Here is a 24617-nt window from a genome sequence, read left to right as displayed (position 1 = left end):
TGGTAAGAAAAACTATACAGCAACAGCAAAAATAACTAGATGGCATGTAGGGGTATTCAAGTTTATTCTTAACTCATGACGTTTTTTCATCATCAAATCAGCGAGACACTCATGACCCCACTCGAACTAAGGCACAAGGTGCGCAGCGGCGAATTCCGGCTGCCGACGGCCGGCTACTGCGGCGAGTACGCCCAGGCCAACCTGGTGATACTGCCCCAGGCCCATGCCGATGAATTCCTGCTGTTCTGCCAGCGCAACCAGCGCGCCTGCCCGCTGCTGGCGGTGGGCGAGCCGGGTCAGTGGAACATCGCGCGCCTCGGCGCCGACATGGACCTGCGCAGCGACACGCCCGGCTACAACATCTATCGCGGCGGCCAACTGGCGTCGCAAACGCATGCGCTGCACGAGGTCTGGCGCGACGACCTGGTGGTGTTCGCCATCGGCTGCTCCTTTTCGTTCGAGCAGATGCTGATGGATGCGGGCATCAAGCTGCGCCACATCGAGCAGCGCCGCAACGTCGCCATGTATCGCACCAACATCCGCAACCAGAGCGCCGGACCGTTCGGCGGCGAGATGGTGGTGTCGATGCGGCCGATGAAGGCGGTCGACGCGATCCGCGCGATCCAGATCACCAGCCGTTTCCCGGCGGTGCATGGCGCGCCGGTACACCTGGGCGATCCGGCGCTGATCGGCATCGCCGACATCGGCCGGCCCGACTACGGCGATGCGGTCGAGATCATGCCGGACGAGATACCTGTTTTCTGGGCCTGCGGCGTCACGCCGCAGGAAGCCATACGCCACGCGCGCCTGCCGCTGGCGATCACCCACCAGCCGGGCTACATGCTGGTGACGGACATACGCAACGCTTCGTTAGCCGCATTCTGAGTTAAACAACATGGCAACACCTCGACACCGGGTCCGCATGCGCACCCGGTGGGGGAGTGCTGCATCTAAAAAAGGGAGAGCACGATGAACACCAAAGCACTAGGCACCACACAGCAGGAGGGATTTTTCTCCTGGTTTCACGCCTTGACGGGCAAGGAGCGCCGCACCTTCTGGAGTTGCAAGATCGGCTATGCGCTGGACGCGATGGACACCCAGTTCCTCAGCTTCGTCATCCCGACGCTGATCGCCACCTGGGGCCTGTCCAAGGGCGACGCCGGCTTGATCGGCACCGTCACCTTGCTGACCTCCGCCGCCGGCGGCTGGATCGCCGGCATCCTGTCGGACCGCATCGGCCGCGTCAAGACGCTGCAGCTGACCATCCTGTGGTTCGCCTTCTTCACCGTGTTGTGCGGCTTGGCGCAGAACTTCCAGCAGCTGCTGTGGGCGCGCGGCCTGATGGGCTTCGGCATGGGCGGCGAATGGACTGCCGGTGCCATCCTGATCGGCGAGGTGATACGCGCCAAGGACCGCGGCAAGGCGGTCGGCATGGTGCAGGCCGGATGGGCGATCGGCTGGGGCGTGTCGGCGCTGTTGTACGCGCTGATGTTCTCGCTGCTGCCGGCCGAATGGGCGTGGCGCTCGCTGTTCCTGCTGGGGATACTGCCGGCGCTGTTCGTGATCTTCATCCGCCGCTTCGTCGATGAGCCGGAGGTGTTCGTGGCGCAGCAGCAGAAAATCGCCAGCACCGAGGAGCGCGCGTCGTTCGCCCAGATCTTCGCGCCGAAGATGCTCAGCACCACGCTGCGCGCGGTCCTGCTGACCACTGGCGCCCAAGGCGGCTACTACGCCATCACCACCTGGCTGCCGACCTTCCTCAAGACCGAGCGCCACCTGACGGTGCTGGGCACCGGAGGCTACCTGGCGATGGTCATCGTCGGCTCCTACGTCGGCTATATCGTCAGCGCCTTCCTGACCGACTACCTGGGCCGCAAGAAGAACTTCATCCTGTTCGCCACCGGCTCGATGTGCATCGCCCTGGCCTACACCCGGCTGCCGGTGACGGACGGCGTGATGCTGTTCCTCGGCTTCCCGCTGGGCTTCTGCGTGTCCGGTGTGTTCAGCGGCATGGGTGCTTTCCTGACCGAGTTGTTCCCGACCGCGATACGCGGCTCGGGCCAGGGCTTCAGCTACAACATGGGCCGCGCGGTCGGCTCGCTGTTCCCGCTGATGATCGGCATGAGCAGCCAGTCGATGGCGCTGGGCGAGGCGATCGGCGTGTTTGCCGGCACCGCCTACGGCGTGATGATCCTCGCCGCATTAACCCTGCCGGAAACCGCAGGCAAGAAACTTGAATCCTGATCTAAAAGGTATCACCATGAAAAACGACATCCCCGCTCAACAACTTCGCTGGCAGTTCTGGGTCGACCGCGGCGGCACCTTCACCGACATCGTCGCACGCCGGCCCGACGGCAAGCTGGTGACGCACAAGCTGCTGTCCGAATACCCGGAGCGCTACGACGACGCCGTCACGCAGGGCATGCGCGACCTGCTGGGACTGAAGAAGGGCGATCCGCTGCCGGCCGACCAGATCGAAGTAATCAAGATGGGCACCACCGTCGCCACCAACGCGCTGCTGGAGCGCAAGGGCGCGCGCACCGCGCTGGCGATCACGCGCGGCTTCGCCGACCAGCTGCGCATCGGCTACCAGGACCGGCCCGACATCTTCGCCATGCGCATCAAGTTGCCGGACCTGATCTACGAGCAGGTGATCGAGATCGACGAGCGCGTCGGCGCGCGCGGCGAAGTACTGCAGGCGCCGGACGAGGCGCAGTTGTGCCGCCAGTTCGCCGGCCTGCGCGGACAGGGCATCGACGCCATCGCGATTGTGCTGATGCACGCCTATCGCTATCCACAACATGAGCAGCGCCTGCGCGGGTTGGCCGAAGACGCGGGCTTCACACAGATCTCGGTCAGCCACCAGGTCAGCCCCTTGATGAAGATCGTCGGCCGTGGCGACACGACGGTGGTGGACGCCTACCTGTCGCCGGTGCTGCGCGACTACGTGTCGCGGGTGTCGGCCGACACCGGCGACGTGCGCATCATGTTCATGCAGTCCAACGGCGGCCTGACGGATGCGCGCCGCTTCCAGGGCAAGGATGCGATCCTGTCCGGTCCGGCCGGCGGCATCGTCGGCGCGGTCAAGAGTTGCGAGGCGATCGGCCTGAAACAGGTGATCGGCTTTGACATGGGCGGCACGTCGACCGACGTCGCGCATTACGACGGCGCCTATGAGCGCGTGTTTGAAACCGTGGTAGCCGGCGTGCGGGTGCGCGCGCCGATGATGCATATCCATACCGTGGCGGCGGGCGGCGGCTCGATCTGCCGCTTCGAGAACGGCCGCTTCAAGGTGGGACCGGAATCGGCGGGCGCCAATCCGGGCCCGGCCAGCTACCGCAAGGGCGGTCCGTTGACCGTCACCGACTGTAACGTCATGCTGGGCCGCATCCAGCCGGAGCACTTCCCGCATGTCTTCGGCCCGAACGGCGACCAGCCGCTGGACCGCGACGTGGTGGTACGCGCCTTCAGCGCGCTGGCCGACAAGATCGCCACGGAGACCGGCACGCGCCTGTCGCCGTCCGCCGTGGCCGACGGCTTCCTGGCTGTAGCGGTCGATAACATGGCGCAGGCGATCAAATCGATCTCGGTGGAGCGCGGCTATGACGTCAGCCGCTACGCCATGTGCTGCTTCGGCGGCGCCGGCGGCCAGCATGCCTGCCGCGTGGCCGACGTGCTGGGCATGACCAAGATCGCGATCCATCCGTTTGCCGGCGTGCTGTCGGCCTTCGGCATGGGTCTGGCGGATATCCGCGCCATGCGCGAAGGCGCGGTCGAGCAGCTGCTGACCGAGGCCGCGCTGGAGGGACTGCAACCGCAGCTTGCCGCGCTGGCGCAAGAAGCCGGCGCCGATCTGCTGGCACAGCAGGTGGCGCGGGAAGATATCCGCGTTGAACTGTGCGCGCGCCTCAAGTACCAGGACAGCGATTCGGCGTTCGTGATCCCGCTGGGCAGCATGGGCGAGATGGCGGCGGCGTTCGCGTCGCTGTATCGCGGCCGTTTCGGCTTCGTCATGGAAGGCCAGCCGCTGGTCATCGAGTCGGTCTCGGCGGAAGCCATCGGCGCCGGCGATGGCGCGGACTTCGTCATCGAAGTCCCTGCCGGCGGCGGCACCGAATCGCCTGGCCGTGTCTACAGCTATGTCGATGGCCAGACCGTGCCGATCGCGCTGCATGTGCGCGCCGAGCTGCCGGTCGGCAGCCGCGTTGCCGGCCCGGCGCTGATCCGCGAGCAGATCGCCACCACCGTGGTCGATGCCGGCTGGACCGCCCGCGTGCTGCCCGACCATACGCTGCTGCTGGAGCGCGTCGCCGCCGCCGGTAGCGCGCACAAGATGACGACCGCGGTACATCCGATCCACCTGGAGATCTTCAACAACCTGTTCATGGCCATCGCCAAGCAGATGGGCACGACGTTGGAGAACACCGCCTATTCGGTCAACATGAAGGAGCGCCTGGACTTCTCCTGCGCCATCTTCGACCGCCACGGCAACCTGATCGCCAATGCGCCGCACATTCCCGTGCATCTGGGATCGATGAGCGATAGCGTGCTGTGCGTGATTCGCCAGCATGCCGCGACGATGGCGCCGGGCGACGCCTATGTGCTCAACGTCCCGTACAACGGCGGCACGCACCTGCCCGACATCACCGTGGTCTGCCCGGTGTATGGCGACGGCGTGGAACCGATGTTCTACGTCGCCGCGCGCGGCCACCACGGCGACGTCGGCGGGATCACGCCGGGCTCGATGCCGCCGAACAGCACCACCATCGAGGAAGAGGGCGTCCTGCTCGACAACATCAAGATCGTCGACAAGGGCGTGTTCCTGGAGCCGCTGGTGCGCGGCCTGTTCGCCGCCGGCCCCTGGCCTAGCCGTAATATCGACCAGAATATCTCGGACCTGATCGCCCAGCTGGGCGCCTGCGAAACCGGCGCCAACGAACTGCTGAAAGCCGTGTCGACCTACGGCAGGGACGTGGTGCTGGCCTACATGCAGCACGTGCAGGACAACGCCGAAGCGGCGGTGCGCAAAGCCATCGGCGGCCTGCGCGATGCCAGCTTCGCCTACGAGATGGACGATGGCGCGATTCTCAAGGTCAAGCTGACCATCGACCACGCCAACCGCAGCGCGACGGTGGACTTCACCGGCACCAGCGAGCAGCGGCCGACCAACTTCAATGCGCCGCTGTCGGTGTGCAAGGCCGCCGTGCTGTACGTGTTCCGCACGCTGATCGACAGCGACATCCCGATGAACGAGGGCGTGCTCAAGCCGCTGAAGCTGATCATCCCGGAAGGCTCGATGCTCAACCCGCGCTATCCGGCGGCGGTGGTGGCGGGCAACGTGGAAGTGTCGCAGTACGTGACCGACGCGCTGTACGGCGCGCTGGGCGTGATGTCGGCCTCGCAGGGCACGATGAACAACTTCACCTTCGGGAACGAGGAGCACCAGTATTACGAAACCATCGCCGGCGGTTCCGGCGCCGGTCCGGGCTTCGACGGCACGGCGGCGGTGCAGACCCACATGACCAACTCGCGCATGACCGATCCGGAGGTGCTGGAGTGGCGCTTCCCGGTGCTGGTCGAGACGCATGCGATCCGGCGCGGCAGCGGCGGCAAGGGTGGGCAGCAGGGCGGCGACGGCGCGCTGCGCCGCATCCGCTTCCTGGAGGCGATGACCGCCAACATCCTGGCGGGGCACCGCCGCATTGCGCCGTTCGGCCTGCAGGGCGGCGAGCCCGGCGCGCTGGGACGCAACTGGGTCGAGCGCCAGGATGGCTCGGTCGAGGAGTTTGGCGCCACCCACACCGCCGAGATGCGGGCCGGCGATGTCTTCGCGATCGAAACGCCGGGAGGCGGCGGCTTCGGTTCTTAATCCGCAATCGGGCGGGATAGCCAGGGCTCGCTGTCCCGCCGCCGACATCAGAGCCTGTACAACTGGGGATACAACAATGAAGAAGACTATGCTTGCGCTCATGCTGGGCGCATTGGCAGGGACGGCTGCCGCCCAATCGAACGTGACGGTGTACGGTATCGTCGACATGGCGCTGGTGCGTGAAAGCGGCGGTACCGCCGCCACCACCAAGCTGACCTCCGGCGTGGAGGCGGGTTCGCGCCTCGGTTTCAAGGGGGTGGAAGACCTGGGTGGCGGCATGTCGGCCATCTTCCTGCTGGAGAGCGGCTTCCAGGCCGACACCGGCGCGATGGGGCAGGGCGGACTGCTGTTCGGCCGCCAGGCGTATGTGGGCTTGCAGACGAAATCGGGTACGGTCACGCTGGGTCGCCAGTACACGCCCCAGTACCTCGCCATCGCGGCGGTCGATCCGTTCGGTTCCGGCACGGCGGGCGACACCAAGAACCTGATGGCGGCCACGGGCAACAGCGCCAGCCGCATGGACAACGCGGTCAAGTACATTTCGCCGCAGGTGAGCGGTTTCAATGCGGAGGTCGTGTACGGCGCCGGCGAAGTCTCCGGCGACAGCGCGGCGGGCCGGCAGTTCGGCGGCGCGCTGGCGTATGCGGGCGGCCCGCTGACGGTGCGCCTGGCACATCACAACCGCAACAACGATACGGCCACGCTCAAGAACACCAGTACCGCCAGGAACACGGTGTTGACGGCGCTGGTCGACTTCGGTCTGCTTAAGGCGCACTTTGCCTACGGCGTGGACAAAGGCCTGAACAGCGCGCTGCCGCGCAACCTGGCCAATCCCTTCGGCTACGCGGTGGCGCCGACGCCCACCACCGACAGCAACGTCGTGCTGGTCGGCGTCACGGTGCCGCAGGGTGTCGGTACCTGGATCGCTTCGTACATCCGCAAGAACGACAAGACGGCGTTCAATCAGGACGCGCAGCAGCTGGCGGCCGGCTATCGCTACTACCTGTCCAAGCGCACGGACCTGTATGGCGTGTACGCATACATCCGCAACAAGAACGGCGCAGGTTATACGGCAGGCAGCGCGATTGAAGGCGGCACGGGCAATCGCGGTCTCAATCTCGGCATTCGCCATATCTTCTAAGGAGCGCGGTCATGAGCAAAATATTGAAAGCGGTTTTCACCACCCTGGTGATGCTGGCGCTGAGCGCCGGCGCGGCGGAGAAAGGCACGGCCGACGAAGCCGTCGCCATGGTGAAGAAAGCCGGCGAGTTCCTGAAGAAGAACGGCAAGGAGAAGGCTTTTGCCGAATTTAACAATCCGAAGGGAGCGTTCCTGCACAAGGACCTGTACATCTTCACCTTCCTGGCCAACGGCGACGGCATCGAGCAGGCCAACGGCGCCAACGTCAAGCTGGTGGGGAAGAACGTCACGGAAATGAAGGACGCCGACGGCAAGTTCCTGATCAAGGACATCCTCGCGCTGGGCATGGGCAAGGACGGCAAGGGCTGGGTCGATTACAAATGGCCCAATCCCAGCACCGGCACCATCGACGCCAAGCGTACCTACGTGGAGCGCGTGGACGACGTGATCATCGGCTGCGGCATCTACAAATAGGCGCAGGGGGCAACGCTCAGGCGGCAATGCCCTCCAGATGTCTTTTCAGGCGAGCTTCCACTTCGCCTTTACCGGCAATCGTGTTGTCGTAAAACAGCGTGCGAAAGCCGGAAACATCAAACGGCAGTCGTTCGCGTTTTTTGTCGCTGAGTAGGATGGTGGTCTTACCCATGCCGTGGGCATAGCCGACTTCATAGAAGACATTCGGATTGTTGGGTGTGATGTCGGCGATGACGATGCTGGCTTCCTGAATACTTTGGGTGATGTCGTTGATAATCAGTCCTGAAGTATAAGTGTCGTCGCCACGTACAACCTTATAGCCGAATGCTTCGCAAGTAGGACGGATGACTTCTCGATACAAGGCGTTGTACTCGTCCGTAAATTGCATGACGATAAAGCATTCTGCGGGACGGGAGTCGACGCTCACATTGCGTACGATGACGTTTCCACTACTTTCCAGCAAAATGCTGATCGGGCCTTTCATGATTTGCTGGATCGCAGAGGCAACTCGCACTCCGTCAAGATAGAGTTCCAATACGGATCCCTTGACCGTCAGCGTCAATTTGTACCAGCGCTCGCTTTCCAGGCTGGCGCCATAACCGGCGCCTGCCAGCGGTTTCCATTGATTATCACGCGAGATCGCAAACCCATACAGCGCTCCCAGATTATTGATACCGGCAAATAGCTCGCCGCCCCGGTCTATGCTCAGGCCGATCTGGCAGCGTGCATCCGGATCGGGCAGTTTGACTTCCAATGCGATCGTGCCTTGTTCGAATTGGATGTTGGATCGCACCAGTGCTCGCGGGATGGCCGCAGGGTGGAGCGGTGGCAGAGTCGAGACGAGCGCAATCTCGTTGGCCGATAGATCGACGTTGCCGAAAATTGATGCCCAGTTTGGTTTCATTTTCGATCCCCAAGTTAGCCGTCGCAGTAAGAATCAGCTTATCACCTTGGTGGGAAATGGCAGCGCGCCGCGTCAAGGCATCAGTGCTTGAGCGAGCGCCGCATCACCAGCGGCGGCGGTTCCATCGGATTGGCGTGCGAGTATTCGAGTTCCTCCGCCAGCTCGAACTCGAAGGCGGTGTAGAAGTCGATCAGCTTGGGCTGGTCGGCGCGCACCGCGAGCCGGACTTCCTCGATGCCGCTGGCCAGGCCGTGGTGGATCACCGCTTCCAGCAGATGTTGCGACAGGTTGCTGCCGCGGTACTGCGGCAGCACGCCCATGCGGCACACTTCCCACACGTCGTGTTCGGCGTCGAGCGGCAGCCAGCGCACCGAGCCGACCGGCTGCTCGTCGATCAATAAAACAAAACCGCCGCCATCGCGCAGGTGTTCTGCAACGAGGACGGCGGTTTCGCGGTGGCCGCTGGAGGTGACGCTGACCTTGCCGGCCCACGCGGCGCGCGTGAGCTCGGCGATCAGTTTGGCATCGTCCTTCGTTGCTTCGCGCACCACAAGGTTCATGCCGGCTTCCTTTAACGGATACGCATGCCCGGCTCAGCGCCCGGCCACGGATTCAGGATGTAGATGCCTGGATTGGCTTTTTCGTCCTTGGCCGAACCAGCCAGCACCATGCCTTCGGACACGCCGAACTTCATCTTGCGCGGCGCCAGGTTGGCGACCATCACGGTCAGCTTGCCGACCAGGTCTTCCGGCTGGTACATCGACTTGATGCCGGAGAAGACGTTGCGCAGGCGGCCTTCGCCGACGTCCAGCGTCAGGCGCAGCAGCTTGTCGGAACCGTCGACGTGTTCGCAGTTGACGATCTTGGCCACGCGCAGGTCGATCTTGACGAAGTCGTCGATGCTGATCTGCGGCGCCAGTTCCTCGACGCCTTCCGGCATCGGCAGGGCGGGCGCGGCGGCGACAGGCGCGGCCTGCTTGGCCGGCTTGGCGGCCGGCGCCGGCGCGGCTGCCTGCTGCGACGGCGCATCGAACAGGTCTTCGATCATCTTGGCGTCGACGCGGGTCATCAGGTGCGCGTAGGCGCCGATGGTGCGGCCCAGCATCGCGGTCGAGACCACGCCGCTGGCGACGTCGGTATCGGTCCACACCAGCTGCTCGTCGTTGAGGAACTTGGCGACGTTGGCGGCGACGCCCGGCAGCACCGGCGACAGCAGTATGGTCAGCTGGCGGAACAGGATCAGCGCGGCGGTGCAGACGTCATGCAGCTCCGCCAGCTTGGCGTCGTCCTTGGCCAGGATCCACGGCTTGTTCTCGTCGACGTACTGGTTGGTGATGTCGGCGATCTCCATGATCTCGCGCAGCGCCTTGCCGAACTCGCGTGCCTCGAAGTTGGCGGCGATGCTGGCCTGGCGCTCGACGCCCTCGGCCGTCACCAGCGCGCGCTTGATCCAGCCCTGCGCGCCTTCGGACAGCGTGGTGGCCAGCTTGCCGTCGAATTTCTTGGCGATGAAGCCGGCGCAGCGCGAAGCGATGTTGACGTATTTGCCGATCAGGTCGGAATTCACGCGGGCAACGAAGTCTTCGCCGGTGAAGTCCAGGTCTTCGACCTTGGAGTTCAGCTTGAAGGCGATGTAGTAGCGCAGCCATTCCGGGTTCATGCCCAGGTTCAGGTAGCGCAGCGGCGAGATGCCGGTGCCGCGCGACTTGGACATCTTCTCGTTGTTGACGGTCAGGTGGCCGTGCACGTTGACCTTCAGCTTGTCGATCACCGGATGGTCGGCGAACTTCAGCATCGCCGGCCAGAACAGCAGGTGGAAGGACACGATGTCCTTGCCGATGAAGTGGATCTGTTCGGCGGCCGGATCCTTCAGGAAGGCTTCGAAGTCCAGGCCTTTCTTGTCGAAGTAGTTCTTCAGGCTGGCCAGGTAGCCGACCGGCGCGTCCAGCCAGACGTAGAAGAACTTGCCCGGCGCGTCAGGAATCGGGATGCCGAAGTAAGGCGCGTCGCGCGAGATATCCCAGTCGGCCAGCTTCTCGCCGGCTTCACCCAGCCATTCGCTGACCTTGTTGACCATCTCCGGCTGCAAGCGGCCCGGGGTGTTCAGCCAGTCCTTGAGGAACTGGTAGCAGCGCGGATCGGACAGCTTGAAGAAGTACTGCTCCGAATCCTTCAGGATGGGCGTGGCGTTGGTGAACACCGAGAATGGATTGATCAGCTCGGTCGGCTGGTAGGCCGCGCCGCACACTTCGCAGTTGTCGCCGTACTGGTCCTTGGCGTGGCACACCGGGCATTCGCCCTTGATGTTGCGGTCGGCCAGGAACATGCCTTTGACCGGGTCGTAGAAACGCGGCACGATCTTGGTCTGGATCAGGCCGACGTCGCGCAGCTTGCGGTAGATTCCCTGCGACAGTTCGACGTTTTCCGGCGAATCGGTCGAATACCAATTGTCAAAGGCGATATGGAAACCGTCCAGGTACTGGGCGCGGCCGGCGGCGATCTTGGCGACGAATTCCTGCGGCGTGATGCCTTCTTTTTCGGCCGCGATCATGATCGGCGTGCCGTGGGTGTCGTCGGCGCCGACAAAGTGCACCTCGCGCGCCTGGCCGCCGTCGCGCTGCATTCGCTGGAACCGGACCCAGATGTCGGCCTGGATGTACTCCATCATGTGGCCAATATGGAAAGCGGCGTTTGCGTAGGGCAGGGCAGTGGTGACGAACAGCTTGCGAGTCATGGTTGATGCACTTTGTGGGTGGAAAAAGAGCATTTTAACAGTGGAAGCGGCAAGCGCGCACTATGCGCTAGAATGAGGGCACATTTTACGGAGAGTTACATGAGCATCACAGTAGAAGACGTCAAAGCCGCGCTGTCCAAAATCATTGATCCAAATACAACGAAAGATTACGTCAGCGGCAAGGCCGTCAAGAATCTGAAAGTCGATGGCGGCGACGTTTCGCTCGACATCGAACTGGGCTACCCGGCCAAGAGCCAGGTCGACGCGGTCCGCGCCAGCGTCATCGTCGGCCTGAAAACCCTGGCGGGCGTGGGCAACATCAGCGTCGGCGTCTCGACCAAGGTCATCCCGCACACCGTGCAGCGCGGCCTCAAGCTGATGCCGAACGTGAAGAACATCATCGCCGTGGCCTCGGGCAAGGGCGGCGTCGGCAAATCGACCACCGCCGTCAACCTGGCGCTGGCGCTGGCCGCCGAGGGCGCCTCGGTCGGCCTGCTGGACGCCGACATCTACGGCCCGTCGCAGCCGATGATGCTGGGCGTCTCCGGCCGCCCCGAGACCAAGGATGGCAAGACCATGGAGCCGCTGGAAAACCATGGCGTGCAGGTGTCGTCGATCGGCTTCCTGATCGACCCGGACGAGCCGATGGTGTGGCGCGGCCCGATGGTCACGCAGGCGCTGCAGCAGCTGCTGGAGCAGACCAACTGGCGCGACCTGGACTACCTGATCGTCGACATGCCGCCCGGCACCGGCGACATCCAGCTGACGCTGTCGCAAAAAGTGCCGGTCACCGGCGCGGTGATCGTCACCACGCCGCAGGACATCGCGCTGCTGGACGCGCGCAAGGGCTTGAAGATGTTCGAGAAGGTCGGCATTCCTATCCTCGGCATCGTGGAAAACATGAGCACCCACATCTGCTCCAACTGCGGCCATGCGGAGGAAATCTTCGGCGCCGGCGGCGGCGCCAAGATGTGCAAGGACTTCGGCGTTGAATTCCTCGGCGCGCTGCCGCTGACGATGGCGATCCGCGAGCAGGCCGATTCCGGCAAGCCGACCGTGGTCGCCGACCCGGACGGCCAGGTCGCCGCCATCTATAAAGACATCGCGCGCAAGATTGCAGTACAGGTCTCTGAAAAGGCCAAGGACATGACCAGCAAGTTCCCTAGCATTGTTATTAAGAACGATTAACCTGGAGAATTAAGATGATGAAATCGGTATTGGCAGCAGCCCTGTTGACCCTGAGCGCCGGCGCCTTTGCGCAATCGGTATCGTTCGCGGAGCCGGCCAACGGCGCCACGGTGAGCAGCCCGTTCAAGGTCAAGTTCGCCGTCACCGGCATGGACGTCAAGCCGGCCGGCGACATGACGGCCAATACCGGCCATCATCATTTGCTGATCAACGCCACGCCGGTCAAGGCCGGCGAAGTGATTCCCGCCGACGAGAAGCACATCCACTTCGGCAAGGGACAGACCGAAACCGAAGTCACGCTGCCGCCGGGTAATTACACGCTGACCATGCAGTTCGCCAACGGCCTGCACCAGGCCTACGGTCCCGCCATGAACAAGGAAATCAAGATCACCGTCAAATAAGCTGATCCGGGATGCGTCGCGCTGGTGGGCGCATTCCGCTTTTAGCTATCGGCTCGGCGGGATCGATCAAATAATATCGCATACGATGCAATCGAATGCGCTTGACATCGCCGCCGGCTCCGCTATACTTCATACATCGCATACGAACTAATCGGATGAGACATTAAATCAACCGCAACTTTCAGGAGCCTAACATGAGCAAAATCACCCAAGTCCTCGCCACCGGCAAAACCCGCACCACCGGCAGCGATTCCGCCGTCTTTTCCGGCAACCACGAAGGCAAGCTGGACATTCATCTGACCGCGCCCGGCAACAGCGCCGTCCGCGAACACCGCTTTGAAGCCATCGAAGCGCATCCGACCGCCGAGCAGCTGTTTGCCGGCGCCTGGTCGGCCTGCTACAGCGCCGCTGTCGGCCTGGTCGCCAAGCAAATGAAGGTCGCGCTGCCGGCCGACACCGCGGTGGAAATCGAAGTGGACCTGGGCCTGGGCGGCAAGGAATACTTTATCCAGGCTCGCCTGAACCTGATCGTGCCTGGCATCGACCGCGAAGTCGCCACCGCGATCGCCCACGGCGCCGATGCGATGTGCCCGTACTCCAAGGCCACCAAAGGCAATATCGACGTGGTGCTGAACGTCGTTACCGCTTAAAAAAACAAGTTTCAAAATCGCATGCGATGCATTCGCATGCGAATAAAATGCAACCCGCAAACTCAATAAACCAAAGAGGAAATATCATGAGCAAAATTCAAAAAGTACTGGTCACCGGCAAAACCCGCACCACCGGCAGCGACTCCGCCGTCTTTTCCGGCAACCACGAAGGCAAGCTGGACATCCACCTGACGTCGCCCGGCAACAGTGCCGTCCGCGAGCACCGGTTTGAAGCCATCGAAGCGCATCCGACCGCCGAGCAACTGTTTGCCGGCGCCTGGTCGGCCTGCTACAGCGCCGCCGTCGGCATCACCGCCAAGGAAATGAACGTCGTGCTGCCGGCCGACACCGCGGTGGAAATCGAAGTGGACCTGGGGATGGGCGGCGGCGGGTATCTGATTCAAGCCCGTTTGACGCTGATCGCGCCCGGCATCGACCGCGAAGTCGCCACCGCGATCGCTCACGGCGCCGATGCCATGTGCCCGTACTCCAAGGCCACCAAAGGCAATATCGACGTGGTGCTGAGCGTCGTTACGGCTTGATCGCCGGAGCGGCCGGTGCATTACGGACCGGCCGCTCTGTCCGCACCTTCGCCGACGGGGTAAAATAGCTTCTTTTATATATAAGCATTCCTACCCCGATGACTACTGCACCAGCCAAGCCAGTTCGCACCCGTTTCGCACCTAGCCCGACCGGCTACCTCCACCTGGGCGGCGCCCGCACGGCGCTGTACTCCTGGGCCTTCGCCCGTCACTTCGGCGGCACCTTCGTGCTGCGCATCGAAGATACCGACCTGGAGCGTTCGACGCCGGAAGCGGTGCAAGCCATCATCGAGGGCATGGAATGGCTGGGCCTGAACCACGACGAAGGCCCGTTCTACCAGATGCAGCGCATGGACCGCTACCGCGAGGTGGTGGCGCAGATGCTGGAGGAGGGCAGCGCCTACCACTGCTACTCGTCGCCGGAAGAAGTCGAGGCGATGCGCGAGCGCATGCGCGCGGCCGGCGAAAAGCCGCGCTACGACGGCACGTGGCGTCCTGAGCCGGGCAAGACCCTGCCGGCGATTCCCGCCGACCGCAAGCCGGTGGTGCGCTTCAAGAATCCGCTGGACGGCGAAGTGAGCTGGGACGACTTCGTCAAAGGCACCATCACCATCGGCAACAAGGAGCTGGACGACCTGGTCATCGCGCGCCCGGACGGCACGCCGACCTATAACTTCTGCGTCGCGGTCGACGACTGGGACATGCAGATCAGCCACGTGCTGCGCGGCGACGACCACGTCAACAACACGCCACGCCAGATCAACATCCTGCGCGCGATCGGCGCGCCGCTGCCGCTGTACGGCCATCTGCCGATGATACTGGGCGCCGATGGCCAGAAAATGTCCAAGCGCAAGGACGCCGTCAACGTCATGGATTACCCGGCGCAAGGCTATCTGCCGGAAGCGATCCTGAACTACCTGGCGCGCCTGGGCTGGAGCCACGGCGACGACGAAGTGTTCTCGATGGAGCAGGTGACCTCGTGGTTCGACGGCACGCATTTGTCGAACTCGGCCGCGCAATTCAATATCGAAAAACTGAACTGGCTCAACAACCACTATATCAAGCAGGCCGACAACGAGCGTCTGGCCGAACTGGCCCGGCCGCGCATGCTGGCCGCCGGCGCCGTGTTCGACGGCGCGCCGGCGCTGCCGTCCGTGCTGGCGCTGATGAAGGAACGCAGCAACACCGTCAACGAACTGGCCGACGCCGCCATGCTGTTCTACCGCGAACCGCAGCCGGACGCCGCGTTGATGACGCAACACCTGACCGACGCCGTCAAGCCGGCGCTGGCGCAATTTGCCGAGCGTTGCAAAACGGTGGAGTGGACCAAGGAAGCGCTGGCCGCGATGATCAAGGAAGTGCTGGCCGCCAACACGCTGAAGATGCCGCAGATGGCCATGCCGCTGCGCCTGATCATCACCGGCCAGCTGCAGACGCCGGCCATCGATGCGGTGTTGCAGATCTTCGGCCGCGATACGATTGTGGCGCGCCTGGCGAAGTTTCTTTAATAGTGAATTGAACCCTGAGCAAAGTTGCAAAAGGGTATTTGCATAGTGCGCCTTCCCTGCTATAATCTTGTCTCTCGCGCAAACGGGGGTATAGCTCAGCTGGGAGAGCGCTTGCATGGCATGCAAGAGGTCAGCGGTTCGATCCCGCTTACCTCCACCAGTTTGCAGAGATTTGTAGTGCCGTAGTTCCAGGGTCCCCATCGTCTAGAGGCCTAGGACATCACCCTTTCACGGTGAGTACGGGGGTTCGAATCCCCCTGGGGACGCCAGCGATGGCAAGTAGTAAAAATGTTTTTGCGCCCGGGGGGTATAGCTCAGCTGGGAGAGCGCTTGCATGGCATGCAAGAGGTCAGCGGTTCGATCCCGCTTACCTCCACCATTGCGCAGAAACGAGTAGTAACCGTAGCGCCAAGGTCCCCATCGTCTAGAGGCCTAGGACATCACCCTTTCACGGTGAGTACGGGGGTTCGAATCCCCCTGGGGACGCCAGCTTTGCCAGGCTGGCGAGTAGTAAAAACGTAGTACGACAGAAGACTTTCTGCGCCCGGGGGGTATAGCTCAGCTGGGAGAGCGCTTGCATGGCATGCAAGAGGTCAGCGGTTCGATCCCGCTTACCTCCACCATTAGCGCAGAGAGCACCGACATGTCCCCATCGTCTAGAGGCCTAGGACATCACCCTTTCACGGTGAGTACGGGGGTTCGAATCCCCCTGGGGACGCCAAGACATGATTCGATGATGAAGCCGCCCTGAGCGGCTTTTTTGTTGCGCGTTCGTTGTGCGGCGGCCAATGTTGCCGTGGTTTTCCTGTAAAAACAAAGGTTTGTATTGCCAAGCGCGGATTAGACTGCTATGATTCGCGCCTTGGAAAAGTCCCCATCGTCTAGAGGCCTAGGACATCACCCTTTCACGGTGAGTACGGGGGTTCGAATCCCCCTGGGGACGCCAGGATTTTTCGAGTAGCGGTACCGGCCAGTATGGACAGATTCTGTCCCCATCGTCTAGAGGCCTAGGACATCACCCTTTCACGGTGAGTACGGGGGTTCGAATCCCCCTGGGGACGCCAGTTAGTATGCAAAAAGCCGCCACGTGCGGCTTTTTGCATTTCCGGCCCTACCACATGATGCCGCCGAACGGCATGCCGCCCAGTGGCGGCCGTGGTTGATACCACGGCGCCGCATAGGCCGCATATGCGGCGCGCGCCGCCGCGGCCGCCGGATCGATGCCGAACGGGTCGAAGATACTGCCACCCGTCATGGGCGACGACGCCATCAACGGCGAGATCATCGACGCCGACTGCGGCGCCACCGCGCGCGCTGCCGCCGGCTGCTGGCCCGCTTGCGCTTGCAGGCCGACCGCCATCAGCACATCCGGCAAGCCGAAGCCGGTGCGGCTCTGGTCGCCCAGGCTGACGCGGTGCGCGCTGGCGCGGATGATCTGGAACAGCCGCTCGACCCGCTCCGGCCCGCGCGTCTTGTACTGCGCCGCCTGGAAGTCCGGGTGGTGCGCCAGGGTCAGCGCGGCCAGGCCGGTGATGTGCGGCGTCGCCATCGAGGTGCCGTCCCAGGCCGCGAAATTATTCGGCGGCACGCAGGAGGTGATCGCCACGCCCGGCCCGCACACGCCCACCTGCGGCCCGAAGCAGCTGAACTTGGCGGTGAAGAAGCCGTAGGCGTCGACGTTGGTGTCGAGCGTCTGCGCGTGGTAGCTGTCGGCCGGGAACTCGTCGAGCTTGCCGATCGCCGCCACCGCCAGCACATTCGGCGACGAGGCCGGATATTGCACCGGCCCGCCCGAATTTCCGGCCGCCACGATGCAAGCGATGCCGGCCCGCTTGGCGCGGATGATTTGCTGCTCCAGCGCTTCCGACACTTCGGCGCCGCCCAGGCTCAGGTTGACCACATCGATCTGCTTGTCGATGCAGTATTCCAGCGCGTCGATCAGCTGGCTGACCTGGCCGCCGGGGAACAGCTTGCACGCGTGGACTTCCGCATCCGGCGCGAAGCCGCGTATGCCCGACGCGATATCGGCCGCCGCGATCACGCCCGCGCAATGCGAGCCGTGGCCCAGCGTATCCTGGTCCCAGCCGTCGGGGTTGGTCTTCTTGTTGATGACGTCGAAGCCGGCGTGGATGCCGCGCAGGTTGTCGTGGGTGGTGGCCGCGCCCGAATCGATGATGGCGATCTTGATGCCCTGGCCACGGTACGAGCCGGGCAGTTGATCGAGCCGCATCGCCTTCTGGCCCCAGCCGTAGGCGCGCTGGCGCGGGAAGCCCGCCAGCGCCGGCCAGTCCGACAGCGCGCGCAGCGCCACCACGTTGACCTCGTCGCTGCTGATGTCGGGATCGCGCTGGTAGAAGCTCCAGTAGTCGGCCTTGGGCTTGACGTACAGGCCCTGCACCGTGTCGGCCGTTTCGCCGAACAGCGACAGCGTCACCTTGCCATTGGCGTCGGTGGTGCCGGTGGCCGGCAGCATGCTGCCGAACAGCGACACCTCGGCGTCGGCCAGCGGCACGCCATCCTTGCCGAGCACGTTGATGACGGCGTTCAGCACCGGCCCGCTGCCGCCGGTCGGCGTCACGCCGGTGACCAGTCCGGGCTGGCGCAGCGACGGTTCCATCAGGCTCAGGTGCTGGTCATGTTCGACCAGCAGCCGGCCCGCGCCTTGCTGATGCAGCGCGGACGCCTTCTGCTCCGTCATGCGCGCCACCAGCACGCCTTGCGAGCCGCCCATGCCGTCGGCCAGCGCGCTGACCACGGACTTGGGACCGACCGTGTCGACCACCTCGATATCGCTGCTGTTGCGCAGCGCCGCCTCCAGCGCCGAGAACTGCAGCGGCTGGAAGCTCATCGCCTGGATGCCTTCGGGCGGATGGCGCGGCGCGATCACGAACTGTTTCTTGCGGGCGCCGATGTTGCGGCCGGCGCTGTCGGCGCGCGGCGCGCCGGCTTCGCCATCGGCGATGTCGCTGCGCGTTTCGCCGATGGTGCCGGCACTGCCGGCGGCCGAACTGCTGCTGGAGCCGGAGCGCCGGCTGCTGCCGCTGCTGCTGCCTTCAGCCGGCGGTGAGGCCGATTCGCCGTCGCTGGAAAGGCTGGGGTCCGGCGGCATCGCGCCGCCGCCGTTGGGATTCTTGGGCATGGAATGATTCCTTTCAAAACGAGCCGGCCGGGCCGCCGTCGAACATCGACAGCGGGCGGTCCGGTTCTATCGTTAATTGGTGCGTGGGCGTGCTGGTGCGGCGGAAGTGCTGGTCCAGCACGCGCGCCTTGTCGGGGCTGATCTCGACGACCGCCGTATGCGGCCGCTCGCGCGGGCCGATGGTGTCGATCACGGAAATCTCCGGGTCGCTTGCGGCCAGCGTGAGGAAATCGTTCAGCGCCGCGCCGCCGGCGGAATGGACTAGAAACCTGGTCTTGTTGCTTGCATCTTCGGTGCCGGGCATGTGGCTCTCCTTAAAGCAGCGCCCTCCGCAGCCTGGGCCGTCGGAGGGCAGTGTTAGCGTGAGGCTGCTGGATTAATGCAGGGTTTGTTGACCGCCATACAGCGCCGTGTTGCCCTGATTAGCCTGCTGTGCCAGTTGTGCCAGCTGCGCTTGCTGGATGTAGGCCGCCGTCACCGGATCGGCGCCGAACGGCAGCATGCCGCCCAGTTGGCCGGCGATGCCGCCGATGGTGTTGCCCAGGCCGGCGTTACCGAAGGCGCCGCCGATGGCGCCACCCAGCGGCTGGGCCACGCTCTTGATGATGTTGCCGAACCAGCCCTGCGGCGCCAGGCCCTGCATCTGGGCCAGCTGGGCTTCCTGCTGCGCCTGCTGTGCGTAGGCTTGCGTCACCGGATCGGCGCCGAACGGCAGCAGCTGCTGCTGGACCGGAATGAACGGGTTGTAGGCGGTGGTGTAGGGGCGGTTCTTGCGCAGGATATCGCCCAGCCAGCTTTGTTGTTGCAGCTGCGCGTCTTGCGCTTGTTGTGCCTGTTGCGCATAGGCCAGCGACACGGGATCGGCGCCGAACGGCAGCATGCCGCCCAGTTGGCCGGCGATGCCGCCGATGGTGTTGCCCAGGCCGGCGTTACCGAAAGCGCCGCCGATGGCGCCGCCCAGCGGCCGGGCCACGTTCTTGATGATGTTGCCGAACCAGCCTTGGGGAGCCAGGCCTTGTTGCTGCAGTTGCTGAAGTTGTGCTTCCTGTTGTGCTTGTTGTGCGTACGCTAGCGAGACGGGATCGGCGCCAAACGGCAGCATGCCGCCCAGCTGGCCGGCGATGCCGCCGATGGTGTTGCCCAGGCCGGCGTTACCGAAGGCGCCGCCGATCGCGCCGCCCAGGGGCTGGGCCACGCTCTTGATGATATTGCCGAACCAGCCCTGCGGGGCTAGTTGCGCTTGTTGTAGTTGCTGCAGCTGCTGTTGTTGTGCTTGTTGTGCATAGGCTGCGGTGACGGGATCTGCCGCGAAGGGCAGGAAAGAGCCGCCGATACCGCCGGCGGTTTGGCCGATCTGGCGTCCCAGATTGGCATTGCCGAACAGGCCGCCGATGCCGCGTCCGATCAGGCCGCCCAGCGGTGCGCCGAGGATGCCGCCCAGGAAGCCTTGCGGCGCCAGGCCCAGTTGCTGAGGTGCTAGTTGTTGTCCATAGTATTGTTGAAACTCATTCATGACATCTCCTTGTTGTGGTGAATGCCAGCGGGCCTGGTCAGGCTTGCGCTGGTGGGATTTGGACTGGCCGCCGCGCCGGAAGTTTTGGTATTCTTGGTTCCCGGTTCGCGTTAATCGGGTATCATCCAGCCTCGTTTTTCCTCACCGCACAGCCCATGAACTTTCGCCGCCTTGACTTGTTTTGCCGTGTCGTCGACAACTACGGCGACATCGGCATCTGCTGGCGCCTTGCCCGCCAGTGGCGGCGCGAGCACGGCCTGGCCGTCACGCTGTGGGTGGACGACCTGGCCAGCTTCCGGCGCATCTGCCCGGAGGTCGATCCCGCTGCCGAGGTCCAGCAGCTTGCCGGCGTCACCGTGCGTCACTGGCGCGGCCAGGACGGCGTGTACACGGCGGCCGACGTCGCCGACATCGTCATTGAATTTTTCGCCGTCGACCTCCCGCCCGGCTACATCGCCGCGATGGCCGAGTGCGAGCCGCGCCCGGTCTGGTTCAACCTGGAAGGCTTGACGGCGGAGGAGTGGGTCGAGGGCTGTCACCGCCTGACGTCGCCGCATCCGCGCCTCAAGCTGGTCAAGCATTTCTTCTTCCCGGGATTTACCGGCAAGACCGGCGGCCTGCTGCGCGAGGCGGACCTGGAGCCGCAGCGCCTGGCGTTCCAGTCGCAGCCGACAGCGGCGGCGTCGTTCCTCGCGCGCTTCGGCGTGACGGCGGCCGAGATGGCGTCGACCAAGGTCTCGCTGTTCTGCTATCCGCATGCGCCGGTGGCGGCCTTGTTCGAAGTCTGGCAAGCGGGCGCCGAGCCGGTCACCTGCCTGGTGCCGGAAGGCGTGGCGGCCGAGGCGGTGCAAGCCTTCACCGGCGGCCAGGCCGCGGCCACGCGCGGCGCGCTGACGGTGCGCGTGCTGCCGTTCGTGGCGCAGCCCGACTACGACAAACTGCTGTGGGCCTGCGACCTGAATTTTGTGCGCGGCGAGGATTCCTTCGTGCGCGCGCAATGGGCCGGCAAGCCCTTCGTCTGGCATATCTATCCGCAGGACGAAGACCTGCATCACAAGAAGCTGCGCGCCTTCCTGCAGCGCTATGCGCTCGAGTTGCCGGCCCTGGCCGGATTCTCGCTGTGCTGGAACGGCGCCGCCGCGACCGGCGACTGGACGGCCAGCTGGTCAGCCTTCGAGCGCGAGATGCCGGAAATGGCGCGGCGCGCCGTCGGCTGGCAGCAACAAATGCTGGCCCACGGCGACCTGGCCGGCAATATGCTGGCATTCGCCGCTACGCTGAGATAGCCGGAGCGCCAAAACCAAGGTATAATGCCGGGTTAATCTATGGCGCATTTTCACCCGATCAAACGTGGGCCGATGGCTTTTCCGCCTGGCGACAGATGATTTTTACGCAACCTACTTTTTACGTACATTCCCTATGAAACCTGCAAAAGAAATTCGTGTTGGCAATATCATTATGGTTGACGCTAAGCCATTCATCGTGCTGCGCTCCGACGTCAACGGCTCGAGCCGCACGGGCTTCACGTACAAATGGAAGATGAAGAATCTTCTGACCAACAGCCCGCTGGAAAACGTCTTCCGCGGCGACGACAAGTTCGACGTCGTCGTGCTGGACAAGAAGCCGGTCACCTACTCGTATTTCGCCGACCCACTGTACGTCTTCATGGACGCAGAGTACGAGCAGTATGAAATCGAAGAAGAAAACCTGGGCGACGCCCTGAACTACCTGAAAGACGGCATGGAATGCGAAGCTGTCTTCTACGATGGCAAAGCGATCTCGGTTGAACTGCCAACCACCATCGCCCGCAAGATCGTTTACTCGGAGCCTGCGGTCAAGGGCAACACTTCGGGCAACGTCCTGAAGGATGCGAAGATCGAAAACGCGATCGAATCCAAGCAGTTCACCGTTCAAGTGCCACTGTTCGTGAGCCAGGACGACGTCATCGAAATCGACACCCGCACCAACGAATACAAGAAAATCGTTCGTAACTAAGTCGTTTTCTTGTGAAAAAAGCACGCCCGCACCGCCGGCGTGCTTTTTTTTTGGCCTCAAAATAGGTTAAATGAAACTATTTTCTGAAAAGTAAGTAATTTTTGTGGTGTGGCTGTCAACACGCTGATATATTTATGCCACGCAACAAATGTGGCGTATTGGTGATCACGGAAAACCAACCACGAGGATGGCATGGATCGCAGGGATTTCGTACGTATCGGCTTGGCCGCCGGCGCTGCCGCAGGCGGCAACCGCGCGCTGGCGGCGCCGTCCACGACGACCGCCAAGCTGGGCAGCGGCGGCATCCTCGACGCTGGCGTCTGGGAGCAGCAGCAGATGATGGAGGCCGGCAAGCTGACCTCGCACTCGCTAACCTCGCAATACCTGGCCCGCATCAAGACCATCGACAAATCCGGCCCCCGTCTCAACGCCATCATTGAAATCAATCCCGAAGCGCTGAAGATCGCGCTCGAGATGGACCGCGAGCGCAAACTCAAGCGCTTGCGCGGACCGCTGCACGGCATCCCGGTTCTCCTCAAAGACAATATCGCCACCGCCGACCGCATGAGCACCACGGCCGGATCGCTGGCGCTGGCCGGCGTGCGCGCGGCGCGCGATGCGCACGTGACGGCGCAGCTGCGGGCGGCCGGCGCGGTCATCATCGGCAAGACCAATCTGAGCGAGTGGGCCAATATGCGTTCCACGCATTCGGTCAGCGGCTGGAGCGCGCGCGGCGGCTTGACCTTGAATCCATATTCGCTGGACCGCACAGCCAGCGGCTCAAGTTCCGGCTCGGGCGCGGCGATTGCCGCCGGCCTGGCCACGCTGGCGGTGGGCACCGAGACCGACGGTTCGATCGTCTCGCCGGCGTCGATCTGCGGCCTGGTCGGCATCAAGCCGACCCTGGGACTGGTCAGCCGCAGCGGCATCATCCCGATCGCGCATTCGCAGGACACCGCCGGCCCGATGGCGCGCAGCGTCGCCGACGCGGCGCTGATGCTGTCGGCGATGATCGGTGTCGATCCGAGGGATCCGATCACGCGGGACGGCGCGGGCAAGGTGGGCGACTACCGCGCGGCGCTGGAGAAGGGCGGTTTGAAAGGCGCGCGCATCGGCGTGGCGCGCAATTTCTTCGGCAGGAACGACGAGCTGGATGCAGTCATCGAAAAAGCGCTGGTCGACCTGAAGGCGCAAGGCGCGGTGTTGATCGAGACCGAGGTGCCGAACGTCGGCAAATACGACGACAGCGAGACCGACGTGCTGCTGTACGAATTCAAGGCCGATCTTGCGGCTTACCTGAAGGAGTATGCGCCCAATGCGTCGATCTCCAACATGGCCGACGTGATCGCCTTCAACCAGAAAAATCATCAGCAGGAGCTGCCGCATTTCGGGCAGGAGTATCTGGAGCGCGCGCAGGAAAAGGGCGGGCTCGATACGCCGGCCTACCAGGACGCGCTGGCCAACAACCGCCGCTACGCGCGCGTCGAGGGCATCGACCAGGTGATGAAGGAGCACAGGCTCGATGCGCTGGTGGCGCCGACCAGCGGCCCGGCGTGGCTGACGGACTTCATCAACGGCGACCATTTCACGGGTAGTTTCTCTTCGCCGGCAGCGGTGGCGGGGTATCCGCACATCACGGTGCCGGCCGGGTATGTGCACGGGTTGCCGGTCGGGCTGTCGTTTGTCGGCGCGGCATACAGCGAGGCGGCCTTGATCCGCATGGCTTACTCGTACGAGCAGGCCACGCTGCACCGGCGGCCGCCGATGTTCCCGGCCAGCGTCTCGCTGGCGGTGCGCTAGGGTTTCAGCAGGTGGCGGAAAGTCGGCTCGATGTTCATCGAGTGCAGGTGTTTGATGATCTCTTCCAGCGTGGCGTCTTTCAGCAGCAGGCCTTCGGGTGTGGCGGCGTAGGTGGTGGCGCGTGGTGCCGCCTCCGGTGCTGCGATATGCTTTTGCTGAAGCAGGTCCAAGGCCTTCGCAAACTCCGCATCGCTGATGCTCTGCAGTCCCTCAAGGAAGGCGGCTTGCGCGGCGATCGGCGGTTGCATCTCCAGCCCAAGTTCCTCGGCAAACGAAGCGCCCATTCCCGGATTGATAAATGCTGCCCACAGGCCGGTGGCTGTGTGTTGGCAGGGTGGGATCTCGATCACGGTTCGGCCCAGATCAATCTCTTCGTCTTCAAAGTAAGCCTTATGCAACAAGGCCAGGAACTGGCGCGCCTGGGTGGCCGGCATCGGCGACGCCAGCGACAGCCACAGGCGGTAGCTGTCGCCGCCGGAGACGCTGACCGCCGGCGCCGGCAATCCCAATTCGGTTTGCAGCGCGTTGGCGACCTCGCACAAGCGCGTCCAATGCTGCTCGTTCGCCGCTTTGTGGAAGTCGATCGCCAGCGCGCGCGTCAGGCCTGCGGCGTTGGCGAGATCGATCGCCAGCGTCGCCTCGCCGCGCACATGGCGGGCCAGGCTCTCGTCGTCATAGCGCTGATCGTTGAGCAGGTAGAGCCTTCTCAACTCCGAAATTAACTTATGCATTGATGGTGTCCTGTGCGGTGCCGCCGAAG

Annotated in this window: 20 protein-coding genes and 8 tRNA genes; 21 read left to right on the top strand and 7 right to left on the bottom strand. The window is 63.7% G+C overall.

Going from position 1 to position 24617, the window contains the following annotated elements:
- Positions 1-111: 111 nt before the first annotated feature.
- From ACEN9F_RS07825 to ACEN9F_RS07805, 5 genes are all read left to right on the top strand, one after another.
- Complete coding sequence (locus ACEN9F_RS07825) at positions 112-885, top strand: putative hydro-lyase (RefSeq protein WP_413419473.1); 774 nt, start codon at positions 112-114, stop codon at positions 883-885.
- An 84-nt stretch (positions 886-969) separates the two neighbouring features.
- Positions 970-2244, top strand: a complete 1275-nt coding sequence (locus ACEN9F_RS07820) for an MFS transporter (RefSeq protein WP_413419472.1) — start codon at positions 970-972, stop codon at positions 2242-2244.
- A gap of 16 nt (positions 2245-2260) precedes the next feature.
- Complete coding sequence (locus ACEN9F_RS07815) at positions 2261-5869, top strand: hydantoinase B/oxoprolinase family protein (RefSeq protein ID WP_413419471.1); 3609 nt, start codon at positions 2261-2263, stop codon at positions 5867-5869.
- Between the two features lie 76 nt (positions 5870-5945).
- On the top strand, positions 5946-7010 hold the full coding sequence (locus ACEN9F_RS07810; protein ID WP_413419470.1) for a porin: 1065 nt from the start codon (positions 5946-5948) through the stop codon (positions 7008-7010).
- 11 nt (positions 7011-7021) lie between these two features.
- The gene (locus ACEN9F_RS07805) at positions 7022-7483 is read left to right on the top strand and encodes a cache domain-containing protein (RefSeq protein ID WP_413419469.1); all 462 of its coding nucleotides are present in this window, start codon (positions 7022-7024) and stop codon (positions 7481-7483) included.
- A gap of 16 nt (positions 7484-7499) precedes the next feature.
- Here the strand turns inward: ACEN9F_RS07805 and ACEN9F_RS07800 are convergent, their stop codons facing one another.
- From ACEN9F_RS07800 to metG, 3 genes are all read right to left on the bottom strand, one after another.
- A complete protein-coding gene (locus ACEN9F_RS07800) occupies positions 7500-8387 on the bottom strand; it encodes a hypothetical protein (protein WP_413419468.1) in 888 nt (295 codons plus the stop codon).
- 80 nt (positions 8388-8467) lie between these two features.
- Positions 8468-8947 (bottom strand): GNAT family N-acetyltransferase, encoded by a 480-nt coding sequence (locus ACEN9F_RS07795; RefSeq protein ID WP_413419467.1) that lies wholly within the window; start codon positions 8945-8947, stop codon positions 8468-8470.
- Between the two features lie 11 nt (positions 8948-8958).
- A complete protein-coding gene (gene metG, locus ACEN9F_RS07790) occupies positions 8959-11121 on the bottom strand; it encodes a methionine--tRNA ligase (protein WP_413419466.1) in 2163 nt (720 codons plus the stop codon).
- A 99-nt stretch (positions 11122-11220) separates the two neighbouring features.
- Here metG and apbC point away from each other — a divergent pair, with 99 nt between their 5' ends.
- The 13 genes from apbC (at position 11221) to ACEN9F_RS07725 (ending at position 16474) form a co-directional block, all read left to right on the top strand.
- A complete protein-coding gene (gene apbC / locus ACEN9F_RS07785) occupies positions 11221-12309 on the top strand; it encodes an iron-sulfur cluster carrier protein ApbC (RefSeq protein WP_413419465.1) in 1089 nt (362 codons plus the stop codon).
- 14 nt (positions 12310-12323) lie between these two features.
- Entirely contained in the window at positions 12324-12710 is a 387-nt protein-coding gene (locus ACEN9F_RS07780) for a DUF4399 domain-containing protein (RefSeq protein ID WP_413419464.1), read from the top strand.
- A 194-nt stretch (positions 12711-12904) separates the two neighbouring features.
- Complete coding sequence (locus ACEN9F_RS07775; RefSeq protein ID WP_413419463.1) at positions 12905-13360, top strand: Ohr family peroxiredoxin; 456 nt, start codon at positions 12905-12907, stop codon at positions 13358-13360.
- 86 nt (positions 13361-13446) lie between these two features.
- Positions 13447-13902 carry an Ohr family peroxiredoxin gene (locus ACEN9F_RS07770; protein WP_413419461.1) on the top strand — a complete coding sequence of 152 codons (456 nt, stop codon included), beginning with the start codon at positions 13447-13449 and terminating at the stop codon, positions 13900-13902.
- Positions 13903-14000: 98 nt separating this feature from the next.
- The gene (gene gltX, locus ACEN9F_RS07765) at positions 14001-15410 is read left to right on the top strand and encodes a glutamate--tRNA ligase (RefSeq protein WP_413419459.1); all 1410 of its coding nucleotides are present in this window, start codon (positions 14001-14003) and stop codon (positions 15408-15410) included.
- Between the two features lie 84 nt (positions 15411-15494).
- A tRNA-Ala gene (locus tag ACEN9F_RS07760) sits at positions 15495-15570 on the top strand.
- A 33-nt stretch (positions 15571-15603) separates the two neighbouring features.
- A tRNA-Glu gene (locus ACEN9F_RS07755) sits at positions 15604-15679 on the top strand.
- A gap of 34 nt (positions 15680-15713) precedes the next feature.
- Positions 15714-15789 (top strand) — tRNA-Ala (locus ACEN9F_RS07750).
- Between the two features lie 34 nt (positions 15790-15823).
- Positions 15824-15899: transfer RNA gene (locus ACEN9F_RS07745), tRNA-Glu, on the top strand.
- Between the two features lie 58 nt (positions 15900-15957).
- A tRNA-Ala gene (locus tag ACEN9F_RS07740) sits at positions 15958-16033 on the top strand.
- 22 nt (positions 16034-16055) lie between these two features.
- A tRNA-Glu gene (locus ACEN9F_RS07735) sits at positions 16056-16131 on the top strand.
- Between the two features lie 149 nt (positions 16132-16280).
- Positions 16281-16356: transfer RNA gene (locus tag ACEN9F_RS07730), tRNA-Glu, on the top strand.
- Positions 16357-16398: 42 nt separating this feature from the next.
- Positions 16399-16474, top strand: a tRNA-Glu gene (locus ACEN9F_RS07725).
- 47 nt (positions 16475-16521) lie between these two features.
- On the opposite strand, the gene ACEN9F_RS07720 is transcribed toward ACEN9F_RS07725, so the two are convergent.
- From ACEN9F_RS07720 to ACEN9F_RS07710, 3 genes are all read right to left on the bottom strand, one after another.
- Positions 16522-18549, bottom strand: coding sequence for a S8 family serine peptidase (locus ACEN9F_RS07720; protein ID WP_413419457.1), 2028 nt, complete (start codon positions 18547-18549; stop codon positions 16522-16524).
- A gap of 13 nt (positions 18550-18562) precedes the next feature.
- Positions 18563-18853: a hypothetical protein gene (locus ACEN9F_RS07715; RefSeq protein WP_413419455.1), complete on the bottom strand. Its 291-nt coding sequence runs from the start codon at positions 18851-18853 to the stop codon at positions 18563-18565.
- A 72-nt stretch (positions 18854-18925) separates the two neighbouring features.
- The gene (locus ACEN9F_RS07710; protein ID WP_413419453.1) at positions 18926-20062 is read right to left on the bottom strand and encodes a hypothetical protein; all 1137 of its coding nucleotides are present in this window, start codon (positions 20060-20062) and stop codon (positions 18926-18928) included.
- A 155-nt stretch (positions 20063-20217) separates the two neighbouring features.
- On the opposite strand from ACEN9F_RS07710, the gene earP reads away from it, so the two are divergent.
- The 3 genes from earP (at position 20218) to ACEN9F_RS07695 (ending at position 23857) form a co-directional block, all read left to right on the top strand.
- Complete coding sequence (earP, locus tag ACEN9F_RS07705; RefSeq protein WP_413419451.1) at positions 20218-21348, top strand: elongation factor P maturation arginine rhamnosyltransferase EarP; 1131 nt, start codon at positions 20218-20220, stop codon at positions 21346-21348.
- Positions 21349-21481: 133 nt separating this feature from the next.
- Positions 21482-22057 carry an elongation factor P gene (locus ACEN9F_RS07700; protein WP_413419449.1) on the top strand — a complete coding sequence of 192 codons (576 nt, stop codon included), beginning with the start codon at positions 21482-21484 and terminating at the stop codon, positions 22055-22057.
- A 192-nt stretch (positions 22058-22249) separates the two neighbouring features.
- Positions 22250-23857 carry an amidase gene (locus tag ACEN9F_RS07695; protein ID WP_413419447.1) on the top strand — a complete coding sequence of 536 codons (1608 nt, stop codon included), beginning with the start codon at positions 22250-22252 and terminating at the stop codon, positions 23855-23857.
- On the opposite strand, the gene ACEN9F_RS07690 is transcribed toward ACEN9F_RS07695, so the two are convergent.
- Positions 23854-24588 carry a TOTE conflict system archaeo-eukaryotic primase domain-containing protein gene (locus tag ACEN9F_RS07690; protein ID WP_413419445.1) on the bottom strand — a complete coding sequence of 245 codons (735 nt, stop codon included), beginning with the start codon at positions 24586-24588 and terminating at the stop codon, positions 23854-23856. The two genes, ACEN9F_RS07695 and ACEN9F_RS07690, sit on opposite strands and share 4 nt — an antisense overlap.
- Positions 24589-24617 lie beyond the last annotated feature (29 nt).

It is taken from the genome of Duganella sp. CT11-25, assembly GCF_047302815.1.
In the GTDB taxonomy this organism is placed as follows: Bacteria; Pseudomonadota; Gammaproteobacteria; order Burkholderiales; family Burkholderiaceae_D; genus Rugamonas.
The sequence above is the reverse complement of the archived record's forward strand: the minus strand, read 5'-3'. Positions and strand labels throughout refer to the sequence as shown.

Coding starts and splice junctions, on each gene's coding strand:
- ACEN9F_RS07715 (WP_413419455.1), bottom strand. CDS start 18,853: ATGCCCGGCACCGAAGATGCAAGCAACAAGACCAGGTTTCTAGTCCAT.
- apbC (WP_413419465.1), top strand. CDS start 11,221: ATGAGCATCACAGTAGAAGACGTCAAAGCCGCGCTGTCCAAAATCATT.
- ACEN9F_RS07825 (WP_413419473.1), top strand. CDS start 112: ATGACCCCACTCGAACTAAGGCACAAGGTGCGCAGCGGCGAATTCCGG.
- ACEN9F_RS07690 (WP_413419445.1), bottom strand. CDS start 24,588: ATGCATAAGTTAATTTCGGAGTTGAGAAGGCTCTACCTGCTCAACGAT.
- ACEN9F_RS07770 (WP_413419461.1), top strand. CDS start 13,447: ATGAGCAAAATTCAAAAAGTACTGGTCACCGGCAAAACCCGCACCACC.
- ACEN9F_RS07815 (WP_413419471.1), top strand. CDS start 2,261: ATGAAAAACGACATCCCCGCTCAACAACTTCGCTGGCAGTTCTGGGTC.
- ACEN9F_RS07720 (WP_413419457.1), bottom strand. CDS start 18,549: ATGCCCAAGAATCCCAACGGCGGCGGCGCGATGCCGCCGGACCCCAGC.
- ACEN9F_RS07800 (WP_413419468.1), bottom strand. CDS start 8,387: ATGAAACCAAACTGGGCATCAATTTTCGGCAACGTCGATCTATCGGCC.
- ACEN9F_RS07710 (WP_413419453.1), bottom strand. CDS start 20,062: ATGAATGAGTTTCAACAATACTATGGACAACAACTAGCACCTCAGCAA.
- ACEN9F_RS07795 (WP_413419467.1), bottom strand. CDS start 8,947: ATGAACCTTGTGGTGCGCGAAGCAACGAAGGACGATGCCAAACTGATC.
- gltX (WP_413419459.1), top strand. CDS start 14,001: ATGACTACTGCACCAGCCAAGCCAGTTCGCACCCGTTTCGCACCTAGC.
- earP (WP_413419451.1), top strand. CDS start 20,218: ATGAACTTTCGCCGCCTTGACTTGTTTTGCCGTGTCGTCGACAACTAC.
- ACEN9F_RS07695 (WP_413419447.1), top strand. CDS start 22,250: ATGGATCGCAGGGATTTCGTACGTATCGGCTTGGCCGCCGGCGCTGCC.
- ACEN9F_RS07820 (WP_413419472.1), top strand. CDS start 970: ATGAACACCAAAGCACTAGGCACCACACAGCAGGAGGGATTTTTCTCC.
- metG (WP_413419466.1), bottom strand. CDS start 11,121: ATGACTCGCAAGCTGTTCGTCACCACTGCCCTGCCCTACGCAAACGCC.
- ACEN9F_RS07805 (WP_413419469.1), top strand. CDS start 7,022: ATGAGCAAAATATTGAAAGCGGTTTTCACCACCCTGGTGATGCTGGCG.
- ACEN9F_RS07810 (WP_413419470.1), top strand. CDS start 5,946: ATGAAGAAGACTATGCTTGCGCTCATGCTGGGCGCATTGGCAGGGACG.
- ACEN9F_RS07700 (WP_413419449.1), top strand. CDS start 21,482: ATGAAACCTGCAAAAGAAATTCGTGTTGGCAATATCATTATGGTTGAC.
- ACEN9F_RS07780 (WP_413419464.1), top strand. CDS start 12,324: ATGATGAAATCGGTATTGGCAGCAGCCCTGTTGACCCTGAGCGCCGGC.
- ACEN9F_RS07775 (WP_413419463.1), top strand. CDS start 12,905: ATGAGCAAAATCACCCAAGTCCTCGCCACCGGCAAAACCCGCACCACC.